This window comes from Actinomycetota bacterium (assembly GCA_030019255.1).
GTDB lineage: Bacteria > Actinomycetota > Geothermincolia > Geothermincolales > RBG-13-55-18 > Solincola_A.
Genome location: JASEFK010000001.1, coordinates 269,107 through 289,999, shown reverse-complemented (window position 1 = coordinate 289,999; position 20,893 = coordinate 269,107). Strand labels below are relative to the sequence as shown.

Sequence of the window (20,893 nt, the reverse complement as noted above, 5' to 3'; positions counted from 1 at the left end):
GGCACTACCTCCCCAGTTCGAACCGCCTCAGTGGCACGTAGGTGGGGCCTTCCGCGGAGAGTATGCTACGATAGAGGGTTATATCTTCCACTCGGAAGTCCATCTCCTCCAGCCCGGCGAGGTCCTCCTCGAGAGAGGCCAGCCAGGAGGAGCAATCCGCGGGATTCCTTAGCCGTGCCAGGGTGAGGTGGCCCCGGAAAGGGCGCGTCTCCCTCTTCACCCCCGCCTTCGCCAGGCCGGCGTCTAGCTCGGCGGCCAGGGCGGCCGCCTCCTTTTCCCCCTTCTCCATCCCCACCCAAATGACGCGAGCCCTACCGGGGGAGGGAAAACCACCGCAACCCCTCAGGGAAGCCGTGAACGGCTCTTTTTTCGCCGTCTCGCCCTCCACGATGGTCACCAGTTTCTCCACCTTCCTCCCGGGATATTCTCCGATGAATTTCAAGGTCAGGTGCAGGTTTTCCTTCCTCACCCAGCGGGCCTGGGGAAGGAGCCCGGCGTGCTTTCTCGCCGCCGTCACGATCCTCTCCCGCACCTCCTCCGGAAGGTCTAGGGCTACGAAGAGCCGTATCCTTTCGCCTTCCTCCGCCTTCTTTCCCATGCTCCGCGATCCCCGCCGTCGCTCTTCGATGCCCGGCCCCGGACCCCCGCGTCCTCAACGCAGCCTTTCCACCTTCACGCCCCGCACCCGGAAATAGGCAAGGGCCAGGGCGATGTTGGCGGCGAAGGTGCGCACCATCTCCCGGTTCCCGGGAAGGCGGTACTTGAAGGCCGAGGTCTCCTTCCCATCCACGATGGCCAGGGCCACCGTGCCCACCGGTTCCCTCTCCCCTCCCTGGCCCGGGCCGGCCACCCCGGTCACGGAGAGGCCCAGGTCCGCGCCCAGCCTCTCCCTTACTCCCCTGGCCATGGCCGCGGCCACCTCCTCGTTGACGGCCCCCTTCTCGCGCAACAAAACGGCGTCCACGCCCAGAAGTTCCTCCTTGGCTTGATAACTGTAGGCCACCACCCCGCCCCGGAAATAGTCCGAGCTTCCCGACACCCGGGTTATCCTCTCCCCGATCATCCCGCCGGTACACGATTCGGCCACCGCCAGGGTCAGTCCCCGCTCCCGCAGCTCACGTCCCAGGTTTCCCTCCAGGCTCTCCTCGCCCTCCGCCACCACCCAGTCGCCCAGCACTTCCCTTACCCTCTTCATCCCCTCCTCCACCAGGCTCCCGTCCTCCGCGGTGAGGCGCACCTCAACCTGCCCGGTCAGGGCCCGGTAGGATACTTTCAGGCCCTCCAGTTCCCCGAGGACCTCGCCCACCAGTTCCCCCACCTCGGACTCCGGGCGGGCGGCCACCAGGAGAACGGCGGCGGCCATCTCCCCTCCCGGATACCTTTCCCTCAGGCGAGGAATCACGTCGTTATCCAGCATGTCCCGCATCTCCCGCGGAACCCCGGGGAGCAAAACGATGATCCTGCCGGATTCCTCTATCCACTGCCCCGGCGCCGTCCCCAGGCGGGCGTGCAGCCACTCCGCTCCCCGCACCCGGTCCGCCTGCCTGGCGTTGGAGGGCGACATCTCCCTACCCATGGTGGAGAAGAAGGAGCGCAGCCTCTCCTCCACCTCGGGGTCCCTCTCCAGTTCCCGCCCCAGGGACCGGGCCACCGCCTCCCGCGTCAGGTCGTCCCCGGTGGGACCCAGCCCTCCGGTCACCACGAGGAGGTCGCAGGCCTCCAGGGCGAAGGCCACGGTGGAGGAAAGTGTTTCCAGGTCATCACCCACCTCCGCGCGCAGCACTACCTTCCACCCCAGGGGCAGGAGACGGGAGGATATGAAGTCGGAGTTGGTATTGGTGATCCTGCCGTCGAGGAGCTCATCGCCCACGGCCAGGAGGGCACACCTCTTCACGCCTCACCCTCCTTCCGCAGGAGGCAGATAGCGCCTGGCCTTGAGCATGTAATCCAGCCCGGAATAGACGGTGAGGGCCACCGCCCCGGCCACAGCGGCATCGCGCAGCGCTCCGGGCCTCTTCCCCTGTTCCTCCATTATCACCGCCAGAAGGGCCAGAAGCTGTGAATTGGTCTTCAGTTTTCCCCATACGCTCGCCGGCACCGAGCCCCCCCGGCTTCCGGCGTACACCCGGAAGAGGGTGATCAGGGCCTCGCGGCCGATGATCACCCCCGGGACCCAGCCGGCGAGGCGGCCGCGTCGAGCCAGCATGACGAAAACGGAGGAGATGCATATCTTGTCCGCGAGGGGGTCCAGGAACTGCCCCAGCCTGGTTTCGTTACCCTGTCTCCGAGCCAGGAAACCGTCCAGGAAATCGGTGAGGGCCGCCACGCCCAGCGCCGCCGCCGCCAGGCGGTTCCTGCGGCGGCTTTCCTTCAGGAGAAGGGCCACGATCAGCGGGGAGATCAGGATACGCGACAGGGTAAGGGCATTGGGCAGGTTCCATTCATCCGCGCCGGAAACCCCCACCTTCTCCTTCCACTTGGCAATAACTGGTATGGGCAAGGAAACCTTCCTTTCACCGAGAACCCCGCGGGGCCTGCTCTCCTTCACCGGCCGGGACGAATCCCCTCCCGGTGTTCTTTGCATCCCTATCGGCCGGGAGGGGTATCGTCCTCTCCCGTTCCTCGAGTCTTCCCCTGGGGACGGCGATGACGTCGATGCCCTCCGCGGCGGTTATCCGGACCTCGCACCACTCGCCGGCCTTCAGGTCCCCACCGTGGGGTATGAAGACCACTCCATCCACCTCGGGCGCTTCTCGATAGGAGCGGGCCTCCCAGTAACCGGGCGCCTCGTCGCTCTCCCCCTCCACCAGCACTCGAAGGTCCCTCCCCACCGCCTGCTGCGCCCTGTCCCGCATTATCTCCTCCTGGAGCAGGGAAAGCTTCCGCAGGCGATCCCCTTTAACCTGACGCGAAGAACCCTTTCCAAGGGGATAGGCCGGGGTACCTTCTTCCTGAGAATAGCCAAAAAGACCCAGCCAGTCAAAACGAGATTCCTCCACGAAACGGTACAGCCGCTGGAAGGAAGAGGCATCCTCGCCGGGAAAGCCGACCATGAAGGTGGCCCTCAAAGCCGCCTCCGGGAACTCCCGGCGTATGGTCTTCACCAGTCTGCGGCAGGAATCGAGGTCACCCCTTCTGCCCATGGCCCGCAGCACCACAGGGTCCACGTGCTGGAAGGGCAGGTCGAAGTAGGGATAAATCCTGGGGTGGTCCATGGCTTCCAGGAGGGGTTCTTCCACGCCGTCAGGGTGCATGTACATGACCCTGATGCGGAAATCACCATTCAGCGAGGAGAGCTCCTTGAGGAGCGAGGGAAGGCGACCCTTTCCTTCCCGATCCCTCCCGTAGGAGGTGGTATCCTGCCCCACCAGGACTATCTCCCGCGCTCCCCGGCGGAGAAAGAAGGATACTTCCTCGATTATCTCCCCCTCGGGGCGAGAGACCAGGGGCCCCCGTATGCGGGGTATGGCGCAGTAGGAACAGTGGCGGTGGCATCCCTCGCTCACCTTCACGTACACGTAACCCCTGTGCAGGGTGGAAGAGTAGGCACGCGCCGCAGTTTCTCCGGGCCGTTCCTCCGCCTCCGCCATCGGAGAGGGCCTGGTGTGCTTGGTGGAGGTGCGCGCTTCCACCTTTCCGGTTCGCTCCCGCGCCGGGTCATGCCGTCCTTCCAGGATGGAGAGAACCCGAGGATATTCGGCCGGGGAAAGAAAAAGGTCCACCTCCGGCAACAACCGGGCCAGCGTCTCCGGCCCGTAGCGGGACACCAGGCACCCCGCCACCATCAGCAGGCCGCCTCCCTCGCGCGCCTCCGCCAGCTCCAGGACCGCCTCCACGGACTCCTCCACCGCGGGCACGATGAAGGAGCAGGTGTTCACGATGACCAGGTCCGCCCGGGATGGATCTTCCTGAAATTTCCATCCGGCCCTCAGGAGCAGGCTGGCCAGGTAGTCCGAATCCACCTGGTTCTTGGGGCACCCCAGGGTGGTCAGGTGAAAATACATGGTACTCGTGCACCTTCCCCGCAGGGGTAAGGGAACCGCGGTTTCCGGAAGTGCGCCAACAGGTGGCGGGTACATGGGTCCGCGCCGCGGCCTGGGGTCAAATCCTCAGGGACTTGATCTTTTCGGCCACCCCGCTGCCCACTTCCCGGCCGGAGAAGAAGGAGACCGACCTCTCGATCTTTTCCGCAAGTGCCGGGAGATGCTCCATGGTGAGCTCGTCCGGTGTGGTCCCGATAAGTTCGCAATTCTTCTTCACCGTGGCCTTGGCGATGAAGTCGCCCACCGCCGCGGAGAGTATCTTTTCCACCTCCATAGCCAGCTTGTTGGCCAACTCCCCCTCCCGTTCCCCCATGAAAATTGTCCTCGCCTAAGAACCGGTTACCTCCAAATATGTTCGGCGACGGTCCCCGATATCGATTATAGCAAACCTGTCGAGCTGCTCCTCAATGCCTCCCCGTTACGCGTTCCAGCAGCAACGATGTATTTTCGCTCTTCCGCCTTTGGTCCGGATTTCCATTCTTTGTCTGAAGGCGACCCGGAGCCTCCACGTCGAACCACAAGCTCGCGGTCCCTTTCCGTGCCCGCAGGGTGACCGCAAAGGCCCGCCTACGCAAGGCTCCAATTTAATTTCTGTTCCCAACCTCCGGCAGCCTTAAACCGGGCGTGCACACGGTTTTCGCACCGGTCAGGCAGTCCTCTCCCGGTAATGGCCGTAGGCTGCGGGTTCCTTGCCAACGTCGACATCAACATCGTCTTCCCGGAGAGGGTCTGTCTTCTCGAAAGGTAGAAAAGGGCTGGAGAGGCCAGGTGATACATAATGGCCGGGGAGGCTAGGTGATGCCGCCTGCCGTGGAGGGCTCGCCCCCGGCTTCCCGAGACCTCTCCCGGCGGCGCTTCATCTCCTCCAGCTCCTCCTCGGTCATCAAGACGGCACGGGGCTTGCTGCCCTCGAAACCGCCGACGATACCCAGGTCCTCCATGATGTCCACCAGCCGCGCGGCGCGAGCGTAGCCCACCCGGAGCTTCCTCTGCAGAAGGGATGCGGAGGCCATCCCGGAGCGCACCACGATCTCGATGGCCTCGTCCAGGAGTTCGTCCTCGTGTTCCTTCTCCCTCTTCTCCCCTCCCGCCTCCTCCATGATGTCCTCGCTGTACTCGGCCCGTTTCTGGCGCTTGATGTACCCGGTTATGGCGGCGATCTCCCTCTCCGAGACATAGGCGCCCTGCACCCGCAGGGGCCTGGAGGTCCCCGCGGGGAGGAAAAGCATATCGCCGTGCCCCACCAGCTTCTCCGCCCCGCCCACGTCCAGGATGACCCTGGAATCCGCCTGGCTGGCCACGGTGAAGGCAATGCGGGAAGGCATGTTGGCCTTGATCAGGCCGGTCACCACGTCCACCGACGGGCGCTGGGTGGCCACCACCAGGTGAATCCCCACCGCCCTGGCCATCTGAGCGATGCGGGCGATGGAGTCCTCCACCTCCGCCGGGGCGACCATCATGAGATCCGCCAGCTCGTCAATGACCACCAGTATGTAGGGCATGGCCGGGAAGAGCGGCTGGCCGTTCTCGTCCCTTTCCCGGCTCAGCCCTTCCTTCAGGGCCGCCAGATAGGCCACGATGTTCTTAACCCCCGCCCTGGAGAGCACCTGGTAACGGTACTCCATTTCCCTCACCACCCAGGCCAGGGCGCTGGAGGCCTTCTTGGGATCGGTAATCACCGGCGCCAGAAGGTGCGGGATACCGTTGAAATGGCTCAGCTCGACGTACTTGGGATCCACCAGAATCATGCGCACCTCGTCGGGCGGGGCGGTCATGAGCACGGAGGCGATTATGGCGTTGATACAGCAGCTCTTGCCGGTTCCCGTGGCCCCAGCCATCAGGAGGTGGGGCATGTCCCGCAGGTCGATGAGCACCGGATGCCCAGAGACGTCCATACCCAGCCCCACCCGCAGGGGGGAATCCGGCTTCCTGGCCCGGGGAGCGGATAGGATGTCACCCAGGGTCACCAGGTCGCGTTCCCGGTTGGGAATCTCGATACCTATGGCCGACTTCCCCGGAATAGGAGTGATGATGCGTATATCCGGGGAGGCCATGGCATAGGCGATGTCATCGCTCAGGTTGAGCACGCGGTTAACCTTGACCCCGGAGCCCAGTTCCACCTCGAAGCGGGTCACCGTAGGTCCCCGCGTCACCCGGGTCACCGCGGCATCCACGCCGAAGTCCCTCAGGGTGCGCTCCAGCACCGCTATGCTCTCGTTCACGCTCTTGTGGGAGATGGAAGATCTTTCCGAGCGCACCAGGAGCTCCAGCGGCGGCAGCCGGTAGGGCTTGCCCGGCTCCTCCCTGACCTCCAGGGCCACCTGGCCGCCCTCCTCGATCACCAGCGCGGGAGGGGTAATCTTTTCCGGGCGCGGTCGCGGGGGGCTGACTTCCCCGGGTACCGTTTCCTCCGCCGCTCCCACCTGTACCGGCGCCGGAGCCTTTTCCTCCGCCGGCGGGGGAACGGGTGCCTTTCCCTTCTCCGCACCCTTGGGCTTCAGGGCGGCGCGCCGCATTCGCCTGGCCTTCAGCCTCTTCTCCACCCTCTCCTGAAGGTACTGGGAAAGGGTCAGGCCGGTGAGGAGCAGGAATCCCACCATCAGCATCCCCACCACCATAACGTAGGCCCCTGGCCGGCTCAGCAGCTTGACCAGCGGCCAGGAGAGAGCCGCCCCCACCAGTCCGCCGCCGTGAAAGAGGTTGTCCAGAACGAACATCTCCTCCGGATCACCCACCCGGAGGTGAAATAGGGCACAGGCCCCCATGAGCAGCACCGAGGCCCCCGCCAGCTCCACCCAGGTCACACTCCATTTCCCCTCCTTTGCCCTCTCCATATCCCCCAGCCGCCCGAGCAGCAGGGCAAGCCCTACTCCGGTCACCAGGAAGGGTACCGGGAAACGCATGTAACCCAGGATGTAGGAGAAGAACCACTCCAGGCCCCTGCCCACCGGGCCCAGGGCGGAGAAAAGGGCCAGGAGGAGGAGAATCCCCGCCACGATCAGGGAGACCCCGTATATCTCCCGGAGGTTGCGGGGCAGTCCTTCCTGCCGCCCGCGCTTGTTCCGGCGCCTCGAGGGTGCGGCCCTTCGGGCCCCGGAGGCTTTCTTTCTCCCCTTCCTGCCGTGTGAACCGGACACTTTCACCTCCGGCCCGGAAAAACGGGCATCCCGACAGTTGATCCCACGCAAGATCTCCGCGTGCAATCTAATACAAAATTAACTTCCACCACCGACACCTTCATACCTTCCGTCCGCGCCGCCTTCCAGTACGTTGCGAAATCGTCGTAGCAGGCGAAATCCTTGGAAGGCGAACCTTTCCGCGAGGAGCGACGCGGGTCCCTCGCCGCCCCGCCCTCCCCGATAAGCGGACCTCCGGGCGCGCTCGCGGACTTGAGTAAGCCGGATTGTGGAAACACCGTGCAGGTCAACGACCTCTTCCAGCCCCGTGCCGCACCGGAAGGGTACCCGCCCTGCGCGCGGCCGGCAATACCCGGGTATCGACTAAAGGTCCATGACCTTTTCCAGCCCCAGGACCAGGCCGGAAAGGGCACCCACCTTGCGCACGGCCAGCAGCACCCCCGGCATGAATGAGGTGCGGTCCAGCGAATCGTGGCGTATGGTGAGCACCTGCCCCTTCCCCCCGAAGATGACCTCCTGGTGGGCCACCAGTCCGGGAAGTCGCACGGAGTGGATGCGTATCCCGCCCACGGACAGTCCCCGCGGGCCCTCCTCCCTCTCCTCCACCTCCCGCTCTCCCCGTGCCTCGAGCACCAGGCGCGCGGTGTTCCGGGCGGTGCCCGAAGGAGCGTCCAGCTTGGCCGGGTGATGCAGCTCCACTATCTCGCATTCCTCCAGGTACCGGGCGGCGCGCCGGGCGAAGTCCATCATCAGCACCGCGCCTATCGCGAAATTGGGAGCCACCAGGCATCCCACCCCTCCCTCCGCGGCCGCCCGTTCCAGCTCCCCCAGGTCCTGCGCGGTGAACCCCGTGGTCCCTACCACGCATGGGATACCCTCCCGCAGAACCCGCGGCAGGTTGGCGCGGGCCGCCTGCGCCACGGTGAAATCCACCATCACCTCCACTCCGGCCTCCGCCATGGCCCCCACATCTCCCCGGACCAGAAGGTCGGTATCCAATCCGGGGACCAGCTCCGCGAGCCTCTTCCCCTCGAAGGCCGGGTCCACCGCGCATACCAGATGGAGGTCCGCCTCGTCGCTAACCGCCCGGCAGACCTCCCTTCCCATGCGACCCCCCGCACCGCACACGCCAACCTTCATGACCTCTTCCCTCCTACCAACGTCCCGGCATTCGACACATCCTGTCCTTCCTCAAAGTACGCTGATTACCCCGGTGAAAGTTGCTAAATACCGAACCCCTGCGGTTGTGGTCTTTCGCTCCGTCTTCCTGCCCGCGCCGCCGGGCACCCGGTTACCCAAGTCGTGCAGCGCCGCCGGCCGGGCGTTGCCCCCTCGTCGCCCACGCTTCAGCGGGACTCCCTACTGGCCCTCAGAAGAGGTGGGCCTGGAATTCCCGGTCCCCGAAGGGACCGATGATCACGGCTACCAGCCGCCGGGAGCCGAAGAGTTCGTGGGCCAGCTTCTGGACGTCGTCCACGGTCACCTCTTCCACCCTCCGCAGCAGCTCGTCCAGGCTCAATATCTCGCCCCCGCTTATCTCTGCCTTTCCCAGGCGGGTCATGCGGCTTCCGCTGTCCTCCAGGCTGAGGACCAGGTTCCCCTTGATGTGGCCCTTGGCGCGTTCCAGTTCCTCCCCGGTGATCCCCTTCTCCAGCAGCAGGTCGATCTCCTCCTTGATCAGCTCCATGACCGCGGGGGCGTTCTCCGGGCTGGCGCCGGCGTATATCGCCACCAGGCCCGTCTCCACGTACATGGAATGGTAGGAGAAGATGGAATACACCAGGGACCTTTCCTCCCTGATCTTCTGGAAAAGCCTGGAACTCATCCCTCCTCCCAGGATGTTGTCCAGGACGGCCAGGGCAAAGCGGGACGGGTGGCGCCTCGGGAGCCCCTGGGTTCCCATGACGATGTGGGCCTGCTCCGTGGGCCGGTCGTAGACCACGGTATGGGGCCTTACCTCCGGGACCACGCAGTGGCGGACATGCCGGCCGCGTCCCCCATCCACGGCCATCAGCCCCTCCACCATCTCCACGATGTCCTCGTGTTCAACGTTCCCGGCCACGGCCACCACGATGTTCTCCGGGTAATAGTACTTGTCGAAGAAATCCCTTATGTCCTCGCTATGCAGGGTGCGTATGACGTTCTGGTTGCCCAGCACGCTCTGTCCGAGCGGATGGGACTCCCACAGCGCGGAGACGAAGAGGTCGTGGATGATGTCGTCGGGCGAGTCCTCGTGCATGGCTATTTCTTCCAGGATGACCTTGCGCTCCGCGTCGACGTCCCGAGGAGAGAGGCGCGAGTGCAGGAGCATGTCCACCATGATGTCCATGGCCTGCCCCAGGTTTTCGTCCAGTACCTTGGCGTAATAGCAGGTGTACTCCTTGGCCGAGAAGGCGTTCAGCTCCCCGCCAATGGCATCGAACTCCTCCGCTATGCGCCGGGCGGAGCGCCTCTCGGTGCCCTTGAAAAGGAGGTGTTCGATGAAATGGCTGATGCCGGAGAGTTCCTGGGGCTCGTCCCTCGAGCCCACCCCCACCCAGAAGCCGGTGGTTACGCTCCGCAGGTGGGGCATCTTCTCGGTGAGGATGCGTATGCCGTTGGCGTTCTCCGTGCGCAGGTACCCGGTTTCCCTCATGGAGGCAGCGGTCCCCTTACCAGTTTCTCCTGTCCTGCTTGAACCGGTTGCCCTCCCCCTTGCCCCGGTTGCGCGGGGACTGCCGGCCCTGGGAACCCGGGGAATGGCGGGGCTGGGAGCGGGTATCCTTGAACCCCTTGGGCTTTCCCTCCTCCCTCGCGGCTCCCGCCACCACGGTCTCCTCCGGAACCTTCAGGTCTAAACCGCGCAGGTTCACCCGACCCAGCTTGTCTATCTCCATGACCTCCACCCGGATCTTGTCACCCACGTTGAGCACGTCCTCCACGCGGTCCACGCGCCTGTCGGACAACTTGGAGATATGAATGAGACCCTCCTTTCCGGGCAGGTACTCCACGAAGGCGCCGAAGCTGGTGGTCCGGGTGACCGTTCCCTCGAACTGCTCGCCCGGCTGGGCCTCGCGGATGATCTGTTCCACCATCTTCTTGGCCGCCTCCGCGCTGGCCAGGTCCTTGGCGGTGATGAATACCCTGCCGTCGTCCTCTATGTCCAGCTCCACGTCGTGCTCGGTGATGATGCGGTGGATGACCTTGCCGCCGGGGCCGATGACCTCGCGTATCTTGTCCACTGGGACCTCGAAGGATATCACCCGGGGGGCGTAGGGGGAGAGCTCGGCCCGGGGTTCGGCGATGGTCTCCCGCATCTTCTTCAGGACGTAGAGACGGGCTTCACGGGCCTGTTCCAGTGCCTTTTCCAGGGTCTCCACGGAGATGCCGCGAATCTTCATGTCCATCTGGAGGGCCGTTACCCCATCCTCGGTGCCGGCCACCTTGAAGTCCATATCCCCGTACTTGTCCTCGATGCCCTGGATGTCGGTGAGCACCACCGTGCGGTCCTCCTCCTTGATCAGCCCCATGGCGATGCCCCCTACCGCCTTCTTGTCCTTGACAGGCACGCCGGCGTCCATGAGAGCCAGGCTGGAGGCGCATACCGAGGCCATGGAGGTGGACCCGTTGGAGGAGAGGACCTCGGAGACCAGGCGTATGGTGTAGGGAAACTCCTCTTCGTCCGGGATGAGGGTGACCAGGGCCCTCTCCGCCAGGGCCCCGTGCCCGATCTCCCTTCGCCGCGGACCCCGCAGGATGCCCGTCTCCCCCACGCAGAAGGGCGGGAAGTTGTAATGGTGCATGAAGCGCTTGCTCTCCTCGGGGGAGAGGTCGTCGATGCGCTGCATGTCGCTTATGGGCCCCAGGGTGAGGAGGGTAAGCACCTGGGTAAGTCCCCGGGCGAAGAGGCCCGATCCGTGGGTCCGTGACACCAGCCCCACCTCGCAGGTGATGGGCCGAATATCCTCCGGGCGCCTGCCGTCCACCCGCAGATCTTCCTCCACGATCATGCGGCGCATGGCCTTTCCCACCAGCTGGTCAAAATATTCCTTGAGGGAGGCCAAAAATTCCTCAGTGGTTCCTTCGATCTCCGCCGCCAGCGTGAACTCGTTAAGGAGATTCTCCAGGGCCTTGTCCCTCTCCGGCTTCTCCAGCTGGTTGCGGGCAATCTCCCGCAGGAGGTTCTCCACCTTGGCCCTCATGTCCGGAAAGCGTTTCTCCACCGCCTCGAAGTCGTACTTGCGCAGGTTCACCTCCCGCTTGGGCTTGCCCACCTCCTGGATCATTTGCTGCTGGAGGCGGATCATCTCCCGTATGCCCTGTTTAGAGAACTCCATGGCTTCCACCAGGTCGGCCTCCGAGACCTGGGAGGCCCCCGCCTCCACCATGATGATGTCCACCTCGTTGCTCTCCGGGTCCAGGACCCCGGCCACCACCAGGTCCAGGGTGCTCCTCTCCATCTCCGGGATGGTTGGGTTGATGGCCAGACCCTCCGGGAAGAGGCCCACCCTGACCGCGCCTACCGGCCCGTTGAAGGGGATGTCGGAGATGCAAAGGGCCGCCGAGGCCCCGTTAACCGCCAGCACGTCGGGGTGATTTATCTGGTCCACGGAGAGGATGGTGGCTATAACCTGCACCTCTATGCGCATCCCCTCCGGGAAGTTGGGCCGCAGGGGGCGGTCGATAAGCCGTGCGGTCAATATGGACTTTTCCGAAGGGCGGCCCTCCCGGCGGAAGAACCCCCCGGGGATCTTCCCCGCCGCGTACATTCTTTCCTCTACGTCCACCACCAAGGGAAAGAAATCGCGGTCCACCTCGTTCTTGGAACCCATGGCGGTCACCAGGATGTCCGTTCCTCCGCAGGAGATCACCACCGCTCCGTCGGCGAGGCTGGCAAGTTTTCCCACCTCGAAACGGACGGTCTTGCCGAACAGTTCGGCCGAGAACCTCTTCACTTCTCCGTTGGTCATTCTCTTCTCATCTCCATTCGTAAATAAAGTCCGGTCCGGCGCGTGGCCGTCCGCGGGCTACCGCCGAAGCCCGAGCCGTTCGATCAGCTGCCGGTACCTTTCCACATCCTTCTCCCGCAGGTAGTTGAGCAGCCTCCTCCGCTTGCCGACCATCTTCAAAAGTCCCCGCCGGGAATGATGGTCCTTTTTGTGCACCTTGAGATGCTCGGTGAGCTCTTCGATGCGCTTGGTGAGGAGAGCTATCTGGACCTCCGCGGAGCCCGTGTCCTTTTCGTGGGCACGGAATTCCTGGATGATGGACTGCTTCTCCTCGCTGGAGAGGGTCATGCCTTTCACCTCCTCGATCCCCGTAGGCCCAAGAAGGGGGCGGCAACCGCCCTCCCTAGGCCTAGGTTCGAGCGGGGCGTGCCCGCCCAACCGCTCAAACTTCCTTACATCTACTCGATGATAGCACAGCGGCGGGAGGCGGGTAAATCGGGAGGGACCCGTGGCGAAGGAGGGAGCGGGGATCGGTCCCGACCTCGCCAAGGTAGCCGCAAAGCGATTCCGAGGAGCGAAGGGGTCTTTCGGAGAAGGTCCATGGGAGGCTCCTCGTTGACCGGCACGTCCAACAACCATCGTGGAGAAGAGAAGCGATCCGTTGGGAAAGCATAACGGCCGTCCTCGCCTATCCCCTCATGGCCTCTCGGACATCCCTGGCTATCTGCTCCCGGAGGGCCTCCGGGCTCTCGAAGGTCATCTCCCCCCTCAGCCTCCTGCGGAAGGAGACGCCCAGGTAGCGCTGGTAGAGATCCTCGCCCTTCCAACCCGGCATGTGCACCTCTACCCTGCGCCGGGAGTCGGGGTGGGCGAAGGTGGGCGCCCGGCCGATGTAACTCACTGCGGGCATGACCCTGCCCTCCAGGTGGGCTTCGCCCGCGTACACCCCGTTGGCGGGGATGCAGCGGTCGTCATGGATCTCGACGTTGGCGGTGGGGAATCCCAACCTCCTGCCCCTTCCGTCCCCCCTAACCACCACGCCCTCCACCAGGTAGTCCCACCCCAAACGACGGGCGGCCTCCTCCACCCTTCCCTCCTCCACCAGCCGGCGGATGGAGGTGCTGGAGACCACCTCTCCGTCCACCCGGAGCAGGGGCACCGGGGTCACCCCTATCCCGTAATGCGCCCCCAGGGACACCAGGAGGGATATATCCCCCTCACCCCCCCTTCCGAAGCGAAAGTTCTCCCCCAGGACCACCTCCCGCGCATGGAGCTTTTCAGCCAGGATCTCGGAGACGAACCTCTCCGCGGTGATGTCCGCGAAGGCCCGGTCGAAATGGACCATGAGCACCAGGTCCACGTCCATCTCCTCCAGGAGGCGCAGCTTCTGGGCGCTGGAGGAGAGGAGCCGTGGGTGCTTGCCGGGACTGAGGGTCTCCAGGGGGTGACGGTCGAAGGTGAAGACCACGCAGCGCAGCCCCAGCTCCCGGGCCTCCAGGTGGGCCATCTCGATGATGCGCCGGTGCCCCAGGTGCACGCCGTCAAACATGCCGATGGTCACCACTGTCTCGCCCAGGTCCGAGGGCACGGCTTCCAGGCCGGGGATTATCTCCATGACTACCTTTCGTACCCCACCTCGACGTGCTTCCTTCTTACTTCATACCTCACGCCCGGCGGCGTTAAAAACCTCGAAAAACCTCGAGGCGACCTCCTGGCCCGCCACCTTCATGCCTTTCGCCACCGACTTCGGAAAAAGGGCCTTTTGCCTGCCTCAAGCCATCAGGCGCTTGGGGCGCAGGCGGGGCGGGTTGGTATGGGCTTCATAGACCCCTATCAGCTCCCCCCGGTAGGTCACGGCCAGGACCTCTCCCCCGGCCCACCCTGCTCCTTCCTCCAGAAACTCCGGCGCCAGGGGAGCTCCGTGAAGCGCCGTCCGCAAGCCCTCCCTTTTCAATTCCACCCTTCCGTATCCCCTAAGGGCCTCCAGCGGGGAAAGCACCGCGGGTTCTCCCCTTTCCAGCCGTAGGGCCAGTTCCTCGAGCGTCACCGCCTCCTCCAAGCGGTAGGGCCCCGAGGCCAGCCGCCTGAGGCCCGCCAGCGTCCCCCCGCATCCCAGCCGTTTCCCTAAGCGCTGAGCCAACTCCCGCACGTAGGTCCCGGGGGAGCAGTATACCCGGAAGTCCACTTCCGCCCTTTCTCCGAGGCGGCAGGCCAACACCTCCGCCTCGTAAACCTCGACCCGCCGCGGCCTGCGGGGAACCTCCTCTCCCCTCCGGGCATAATAATACAGGGGCTTTCCCCCGTGTTTCACCGCCGAGAAACGTGGTGGCAGCTGTTCAAAGCTCCCCACCAGGGAACGCACCGCTTCCCGCACCTGCTCCTCGCTTCCTCGGAAGGGTCTCTGGGAGACCACCTCCCCCTCCAGGTCCAGGGTATCGGTCTCCAGCCCCAGGATAACCGTCCCCTCGTAGACCTTGGGGTCGCCGGGCACGAAGGGCACTAGCCGGGTGGCCCTGCCCGTGAGCACCACCAGGAGCCCGGAGGCCTGGGGGTCCAGCGTTCCCGCATGTCCCGCCTTCCTGGCGCCCACCCTCCGCCTCAACTCCTGGACCAGGTCATGGGAGGTGGGTCCCGGCGGCTTGTCCAGGAGAACCAGGCCGTCTACGTCTCCGTCAGCCATGGCGGGCTCTTCGCAGGACCTCCACCAGGCGGGCCAGGCTACCCTCCAGGTCCAGGTCGGAGGTGTACCCCGCGGCGCTGGCGTGTCCACCGCCTCCCAGGGCCCTGGCCACGGGCCCCACCTCCGCCCCGTCGCGGGAGCGCAGGCTGACCCTTACCTTGCCGTCCTCCAGCTCCTTGAACAACGCGGCCACCCTGGTCCCCCGTACCGCCCGGAGGTGGTCGATGAGGTCCTCCGTCTCCGGAAGGGAGGCCCCCGTCTCCTTCAGGTCGCGCTGGGTGATGTAGCTGTACACCAGGCCCAGGTCCTCGAGGACCTCCGCCCTCTCCAGGGCGCGTCCCACAAGCCGGGTATAGGAAAGGGACTGGCTCTCGTAGACCTCCCTAGAGATCAAGGCTAGGTTCGCCCCCGCGGCGGCCAGCTCGGAGGCCACCGCCAGGGCTCCCGGACCGGTGTTGCGGTGCTGGAAGCGGCCGGTGTCGGTGACCAGCCCGGTGTACAGGCAGGTGGCCACCTCAGGCGTCAATTCCCAATCCCCGCTGCGCATAAGGCGGTACACCAGCTCGGAGGTGGATGATGCTTTCGGATCCACCAGGTCGATATCCCCGAAAAGGCTGTTGTCCTCGTGATGGTCCACGTTCACCAGCAACCCCGCCGCCTCGGCCCGGGACCTCAGCCCCTCCAAGCGCTCCGGATTGCTGCAGTCCAAGGCTATGAAGAGGTCCGCGCTCTCCGGCAGCTCTTCCGGGCTGCACAGCGAGTCGCGCCCGGGAAGGAACAGGTACTGGGGAGGAAACTGCTCGGGCCTGGGGAGGGCGGAATATACCTCCTTGCTCAGCGCGCGCAGGACCAGGGTCAGACCCAGGAGGGAACCCAGCCCATCCCCGTCGGGGTTCACGTGCGAGGACAGGCATACCACGCCGCTCTCCTCCACCGCACGAACGGCGGCTCGCAGCTCATCCTTGCTCATGACGCCTTCCAGCCCCTCAAGCCCGTAAACCACCGTTCGATCCCCGTTTCCCGTGTTTCACGACCTCGTTTCCCTCTGGTCGCCCACTGCCGCGACCGTCCTTCCCGCACCGCGGGCGGCCGCTTGACCCTTAACCGGATCCTCCGGCACCGGACTCACCTTCCTTTCCACCGGTGCTGCCCTTTTCCCCCTCCTGGAGGTGATGAAGGATGCCCTGAACCCTCTGGCTGGTCTCCGCTCCGCGATCCTGGTGAAGGATCAGCTCCGGGGTATACCGTAGGCGCACCCTCCTTCCCAGTTCCCGGCGCAGGAAACCTCTGGCCTTTCTCAGGGCCTGCAGCGAGGCCTCCGATTCCTCGGCCGTGCCCAGGAAGCTCAACCAGACCCTGGCTACGCGCAGGTCGGGCGAGACCTCCACCCTGGTCACGGTGACGAATCCCACCCGGGGGTCCTTGAGCTCCCCCTGTAGTATCTCGCCCAGGGCTTCCTTGCAAGCCTCATTGACCCTCTTCATGCGTTCGGGAATCACGGGTATCCACCTCGCGGGCCGACCTCGCCGCCGGGCTATCGCGCCCTGAGACGGCGTTCAGGGAGTGAAGATGGTTATTGGGGAGTCCAGGACCTCGGCCTTTCCCAGGGAGCGGACGGCGCGATCCACGCGGTTGAGGGTCTCCCGGGCGCTGTATTCGCTGTTGCTCACGCAGGTTATCCCCAGGCTGCAGACCTGCCACATATCGTGCTTGTCCACCTCGGCCACGGCCACGTTGAAACGGCTCCGGGTGCGATCGATGATGCTCTTTACCACCTGCCTCTTCTCCTTGAGGCTGCGGCATTCCGGCAGGTACAGCTCCATCCTCAAGGCCCCAACGTACACGGCGGCGACCTCCTCAGGAAACCGACGCCCCCTCCTCCGGCGGTTTTTCCCGCACCTCGATTACCTCTATTATGTCTCCCTCCTTGATGTCCTGGAAGTTCTCCAGCCCCACCCCGCACTCGTAGCCTGCGGAAACCGATCTCACGTCGTCCTTGAAGCGCCGGAGGGAAGCCACGCCTCCTTCGTAGATGATGACCCCGTCCCTCACCAGGCGGACCCTGGAGTTTCGGGTGATCTCCCCCTCCTTGACCAGGGCGCCGGCCACCGTGCCCTGGCGGGGTATGCGGAAGGTGGCCCTCACCTCCAGGAGGCCCGTCCTCACCTCCTCGTATTCCGGCTTGAGCATGCCCCGGAGGGCCGCCTCTATATCTTCCAGAAGCTGGTAGATGACCCGGTAAGTGCGTATCTCCACCTGCTCCCTTTCCGCCATCTCCTGGGTCTTGGAATCTGGGCGCACGTTGAAGCCCAGGATAACCGCCCCGGAGGCCTTGGCCAGCATGACGTCGTTCTCGTTTATGGCCCCCACGCCGGCGTGGATGATCTTCACCGTTATGTCCCCGACCTTCAGCTTGAGCACCGAGTCGCGGACCGCCTCCACCGAACCCTGGGTGTCTCCCTTGATTATGAGGTTGAACTCCTGGGCCTCCCCCTCCTGTATCTGCCGGAAGAGGTCCTCCAGGGTCAGGGTGCGGGCCGGTCGCCGTTCCTCCTCGGCCCTTTCCCTGGCCAGCCGCGCCTCCACCAGGGCCCGGGCCTTCTTCTCGTCCTCCACTACCACGAACTGGTCACCGGCCTCGGGGACGGTGTTCAGCCCCAGCACCTCCACGGGCATGGATGGTCCGGCCTGGTCGACGTTCCTGCCGCGGTCGTCGATTAAGGCCCTGGCCCTTCCGTAGGCCTTTCCGGCCACCAGGGCGTCCCCCCGCCTTAGGGTACCCCTCTTGACCAGCACGGTGGCCACCGGACCCCGCCCCTTATCCAGGCGGGCCTCGATGATATATCCCCTGGCCGCGGCGTCGGGATTGGCCCGGAGGTCATGAATTTCCCCCAAGAGGAGTATCATCTCCAGGAGATGGTCCAGGTTGGTCCCCTCCTTGGCCGAGACGTCCACGAATACGGTGTCCCCTCCCCATTCCTCGGGGACCAGGTTGAACTCCGTCAGCTGCTGCCTCACCCGGGTGGGATTGGCCTCCGGCTTGTCGATCTTGTTCACCGCCACCATGATGGGCACCCCGGCCGCCCGGGCGTGGTCGATGGCCTCTATGGTCTGGGGCATGACCCCGTCGTCGGCGGCCACCACCAGGACGGCCAGGTCGGTCACCTTGGCTCCCCTGGCCCGCAGAGCGGTGAAGGACTCGTGGCCCGGGGTGTCGATGAAGGTTATCCTATGCCCCTGATACTCCACCACCGAGGCCCCGATGTGCTGGGTGATACCCCCCATCTCGCGGTCGGTGACGTTGGTCTTGCGGATGGCGTCCAGAAGTGAGGTCTTCCCGTGATCCACGTGCCCCATCACCGTCACCACGGGGGGACGGGGTCGCAGGGATTCCGGCGCGTCCTCCTCAAGGGTTATCTCCTCGGTCATCCTGGTCTTTATCTCCAACTCTATACCCAGTTCCACCGCCAGCAGCTGCAGGTAGTCGTCGGGTATGGGGCGGTCCACGTCAGACCTCTCTCCCAGGCCGGCCAGGAGGCGTAATATTTCCACCGGCCTTTTTCCCACCCTCTGCGCGAATTCCTTAACCGTTATCCCCGATGGCACGCGGAGGGCCTTGCGCATGGGCTTGGTTACCGGCTCCCGCACCGCCCTCTCACGAGCCGCCTTTTCCCTTTCCCGGACCGGGTGATGCCTCGGCGCAGCGACTTCGGGCTTCCCCCGGTTTCCCGGCGCCTCGCGCCTTTCCTTTGGAGGTACGGCACGGGGACGGGCTTCCCGGCGGACACCCGGGGCCTCCGTGGTCGCCGGGGGTTGAGGCGTCGCCTTGGTGCCCGGCTCCTTGGTCTTGGCCCCGGAGGAAACGGCGAGTGGGCGTTCCCCGACCTTCTCCCCGGCGGCAGCACCGGGCTCCTCTGCCCCGGTCTCCCTCACCGCGGTCCCCTTGGCGGGGGCGGGAGCCGCCGTTTTTTTCGCCTGCTTCCTCTCCCTCTTCTCCTCCTTCTCCTTGGCCGCCGCTGCTGCCGGTTTGGCGGGAGACTTCTTGCGGGCAGGGGCCGCCTTCTTGCCCTCGACCTTCTCCTTGACCGCCTTTTCCAGCTCCTCGTTCACCGCCGAAAGCGGGTTCTGGATATCCTGCCCCATGGACTGGAGGACCTCCAGGAGCTGCTTGCTGGTGATACCCAGTTCCTTGGCCAGCTGGTGAACCCTCTTTCCCGCCATTTCTCTTCCTTCCCGGCGAAACAAGCGCCCTCACGTGGCCGAATGGTCCTCAAGTTTCCGAACCGCCACAGATCACAGATATATCATAAACCAAGACCGGCATATCGCCTCATCCCTCGTCCACCGCTTCCGGCCGTTCCGCTTCGGAGCCCGTTTCCGCTTCCGGTCCGCCTTCCGCCGCCTCCCCTTGCATTTCCGGTTCCGCCTCGGCGTCCGAAGCCCTCCAGGCCTCGCTCGGCTTTCCCGCCTGGGCCACGAAAGCCTCCTCGCCCTCACCCGCCTGGGATTCGCTGCGGATGTCGATGCGCCAACCGGTGAGCTTAGCCGCCAGGCGTGCGTTCTGTCCCTCCCGGCCAATGGCCAGTGAAAGCTGGCTGTCAGGGACGATGACCTCGCACATCTGTTCCTCGGGATGATAAATGACCTTCTTCACCGTAGCCGGGCTCAGGGCATTGGCCACGAACTCCTCCGGTTTCGGGCTCCAGGGGACGATGTCCACCTTCTCGCCCTTCAGCTCGTTGACCACCGTGCGCACCCGTGAGCCCCTTGCGCCCACGCAGGCTCCCACGGGGTCCACGTTGCGGTCGTTGGAAACCACGGCTATCTTGGAACGGTGGCCGGGCTCCCTGGCCACGGCCTTGATCTCCACGTATCCGTCGGCTATCTCTGGAACCTCCAGCTCGAAGAGGCGCTTCAGCAGTCCCGGGTGGGTACGGGAGACGATAATCTGGGGACCCTTGCTCGAGCGCCTCACCTCCACCACGTACACCTTTATCCTCATGCCGTGGCGGTATCTTTCGCCGGGCATCTGCTCGGAATGGGGGAGGAGAGCCTCCACCTTCCCGAGGTCCACCAGGGTGTACCGCTGCTCGGACTGCTGCACGATGCCGGTGACGATATCCCCCACCTTCTCCTGGTATTCCTCGTAAACCAGGTCCCTCTCCGCCTCCCGTATGCGCTGCAGGATGACCTGCTTGGCCGTCTGGGCGGCGATGCGCCCGAAGTCCCGGGGGGTCACCTCCTCCTCTTGTACCTCCCCGGTCTCCTCGTCCTCGCGGCGGGCGAAGACATGAATGCTGCCCGTCTCGCGGTTGACCTCCACCCTGGCGTCCTCCGAGTGAGGGTAGTTCTTCCTGTAGGCGGACAGCAGGGCGGCCTCGAGGGCCTGGATGATCAGCTCGGCGTCGATGCCCTTTTCCCTCTCGATCTGGCGCAGGGCCTCAAGCCAGTCCTGATTCACCGGCATCCACTCCCTTTCCGCTTTCCGGCCCTCACCAGGGAGGCTCGAAGTAGAGCCTGGTCCTCTTGAGGGCCTGGTAGGGGAAGACCAGCTCCTCGTCGTCCACCCGCACCGTTATCCCTTCCTCGTCCGCTTCCAGCAGTAGACCGCGCAGCTTCTGCCTTCCCTCGAAGGGCTGCCTGAGCAGAAGCTCCACCTCCCGGCCGCGGAAGCTGCGGAACTCCCTCGGCTTGCGCAGCACCCTCTGCAGGCCGGGGGACTCCACCTCCAGGTTGTAGCTCTCCTGGATGATGCCCTCCACGTCCAGGTGGCGCCCTATGACCTCGCTCATCTCGGCGCAGGTGTCCACGTCTATTCCCCCTTCGCGGTCCAAGCAGACGGTCACCACCAGGCGCCGCCCCCTCCTCTCCACGAAGACGGAGATTAACCTCACCCCGCTGCCCTCGAGGCATGGCTCGATGATGTCCTCCAGCCTTTCCTCCATCTCCTCGAAGGGCGAAGCGTGCATTCCTACCCCTATCGCCAAACAAAAAGTGGGCGCTCGCCCACCTCGGCTTCCGCTCTCGTTTCGGCATCTATTGTATCATACTCAATGTGCGTCAACAACAGAGATCCTCTCGCACGAATCCCCTCCACGGACGTGG

The 20,893-nt window shown here is 64.8% G+C and carries 18 protein-coding genes; all 18 read right to left on the bottom strand.

Annotated elements, in window-relative coordinates:
* Positions 1-4 precede the first annotated feature (4 nt).
* Positions 5-598: an RNA 2',3'-cyclic phosphodiesterase gene (gene thpR, locus QME84_01365; GenBank protein MDI6872923.1), complete on the bottom strand. Its 594-nt coding sequence runs from the start codon at positions 596-598 to the stop codon at positions 5-7.
* Between the two features lie 54 nt (positions 599-652).
* Positions 653-1,894, bottom strand: a complete 1,242-nt coding sequence (locus QME84_01360; GenBank protein ID MDI6872922.1) for a competence/damage-inducible protein A — start codon at positions 1,892-1,894, stop codon at positions 653-655.
* 3 nt (positions 1,895-1,897) lie between these two features.
* A complete protein-coding gene (pgsA, locus tag QME84_01355) occupies positions 1,898-2,500 on the bottom strand; it encodes a CDP-diacylglycerol--glycerol-3-phosphate 3-phosphatidyltransferase (protein ID MDI6872921.1) in 603 nt (200 codons plus the stop codon).
* 13 nt (positions 2,501-2,513) lie between these two features.
* Positions 2,514-4,004 (bottom strand): 30S ribosomal protein S12 methylthiotransferase RimO, encoded by a 1,491-nt coding sequence (rimO, locus tag QME84_01350; GenBank protein ID MDI6872920.1) that lies wholly within the window; start codon positions 4,002-4,004, stop codon positions 2,514-2,516.
* A 97-nt stretch (positions 4,005-4,101) separates the two neighbouring features.
* On the bottom strand, positions 4,102-4,356 hold the full coding sequence (locus QME84_01345; GenBank protein MDI6872919.1) for a hypothetical protein: 255 nt from the start codon (positions 4,354-4,356) through the stop codon (positions 4,102-4,104).
* 478 nt (positions 4,357-4,834) lie between these two features.
* Positions 4,835-7,180 carry a DNA translocase FtsK gene (locus QME84_01340; GenBank protein MDI6872918.1) on the bottom strand — a complete coding sequence of 782 codons (2,346 nt, stop codon included), beginning with the start codon at positions 7,178-7,180 and terminating at the stop codon, positions 4,835-4,837.
* 363 nt (positions 7,181-7,543) lie between these two features.
* Positions 7,544-8,320 carry a 4-hydroxy-tetrahydrodipicolinate reductase gene (gene dapB, locus QME84_01335; protein MDI6872917.1) on the bottom strand — a complete coding sequence of 259 codons (777 nt, stop codon included), beginning with the start codon at positions 8,318-8,320 and terminating at the stop codon, positions 7,544-7,546.
* 229 nt (positions 8,321-8,549) lie between these two features.
* Positions 8,550-9,815 carry a pitrilysin family protein gene (locus tag QME84_01330; GenBank protein MDI6872916.1) on the bottom strand — a complete coding sequence of 422 codons (1,266 nt, stop codon included), beginning with the start codon at positions 9,813-9,815 and terminating at the stop codon, positions 8,550-8,552.
* Positions 9,816-9,831: 16 nt separating this feature from the next.
* Positions 9,832-12,129, bottom strand: a complete 2,298-nt coding sequence (locus tag QME84_01325; GenBank protein ID MDI6872915.1) for a polyribonucleotide nucleotidyltransferase — start codon at positions 12,127-12,129, stop codon at positions 9,832-9,834.
* Positions 12,130-12,186: 57 nt separating this feature from the next.
* Entirely contained in the window at positions 12,187-12,456 is a 270-nt protein-coding gene (gene rpsO / locus QME84_01320) for a 30S ribosomal protein S15 (GenBank protein ID MDI6872914.1), read from the bottom strand.
* A gap of 340 nt (positions 12,457-12,796) precedes the next feature.
* On the bottom strand, positions 12,797-13,723 hold the full coding sequence (locus QME84_01315) for a bifunctional riboflavin kinase/FAD synthetase (protein MDI6872913.1): 927 nt from the start codon (positions 13,721-13,723) through the stop codon (positions 12,797-12,799).
* Between the two features lie 156 nt (positions 13,724-13,879).
* The gene (truB, locus tag QME84_01310; GenBank protein ID MDI6872912.1) at positions 13,880-14,788 is read right to left on the bottom strand and encodes a tRNA pseudouridine(55) synthase TruB; all 909 of its coding nucleotides are present in this window, start codon (positions 14,786-14,788) and stop codon (positions 13,880-13,882) included.
* Positions 14,781-15,791 (bottom strand): DHH family phosphoesterase, encoded by a 1,011-nt coding sequence (locus QME84_01305; protein ID MDI6872911.1) that lies wholly within the window; start codon positions 15,789-15,791, stop codon positions 14,781-14,783. The genes truB and QME84_01305 overlap by 8 nt, the downstream gene beginning before the upstream one ends.
* Positions 15,792-15,888: 97 nt before the next feature.
* Positions 15,889-16,287: a 30S ribosome-binding factor RbfA gene (gene rbfA, locus QME84_01300; protein ID MDI6872910.1), complete on the bottom strand. Its 399-nt coding sequence runs from the start codon at positions 16,285-16,287 to the stop codon at positions 15,889-15,891.
* A 57-nt stretch (positions 16,288-16,344) separates the two neighbouring features.
* Positions 16,345-16,632, bottom strand: a complete 288-nt coding sequence (locus tag QME84_01295) for a DUF503 domain-containing protein (GenBank protein ID MDI6872909.1) — start codon at positions 16,630-16,632, stop codon at positions 16,345-16,347.
* 13 nt (positions 16,633-16,645) lie between these two features.
* Positions 16,646-19,009, bottom strand: coding sequence for a translation initiation factor IF-2 (gene infB / locus QME84_01290; GenBank protein MDI6872908.1), 2,364 nt, complete (start codon positions 19,007-19,009; stop codon positions 16,646-16,648).
* A gap of 109 nt (positions 19,010-19,118) precedes the next feature.
* Complete coding sequence (gene nusA, locus QME84_01285; GenBank protein MDI6872907.1) at positions 19,119-20,249, bottom strand: transcription termination factor NusA; 1,131 nt, start codon at positions 20,247-20,249, stop codon at positions 19,119-19,121.
* Positions 20,250-20,280: 31 nt separating this feature from the next.
* Positions 20,281-20,757 (bottom strand): ribosome maturation factor RimP, encoded by a 477-nt coding sequence (locus QME84_01280; protein MDI6872906.1) that lies wholly within the window; start codon positions 20,755-20,757, stop codon positions 20,281-20,283.
* Between the last annotated feature and the right edge of the window lie 136 nt (positions 20,758-20,893).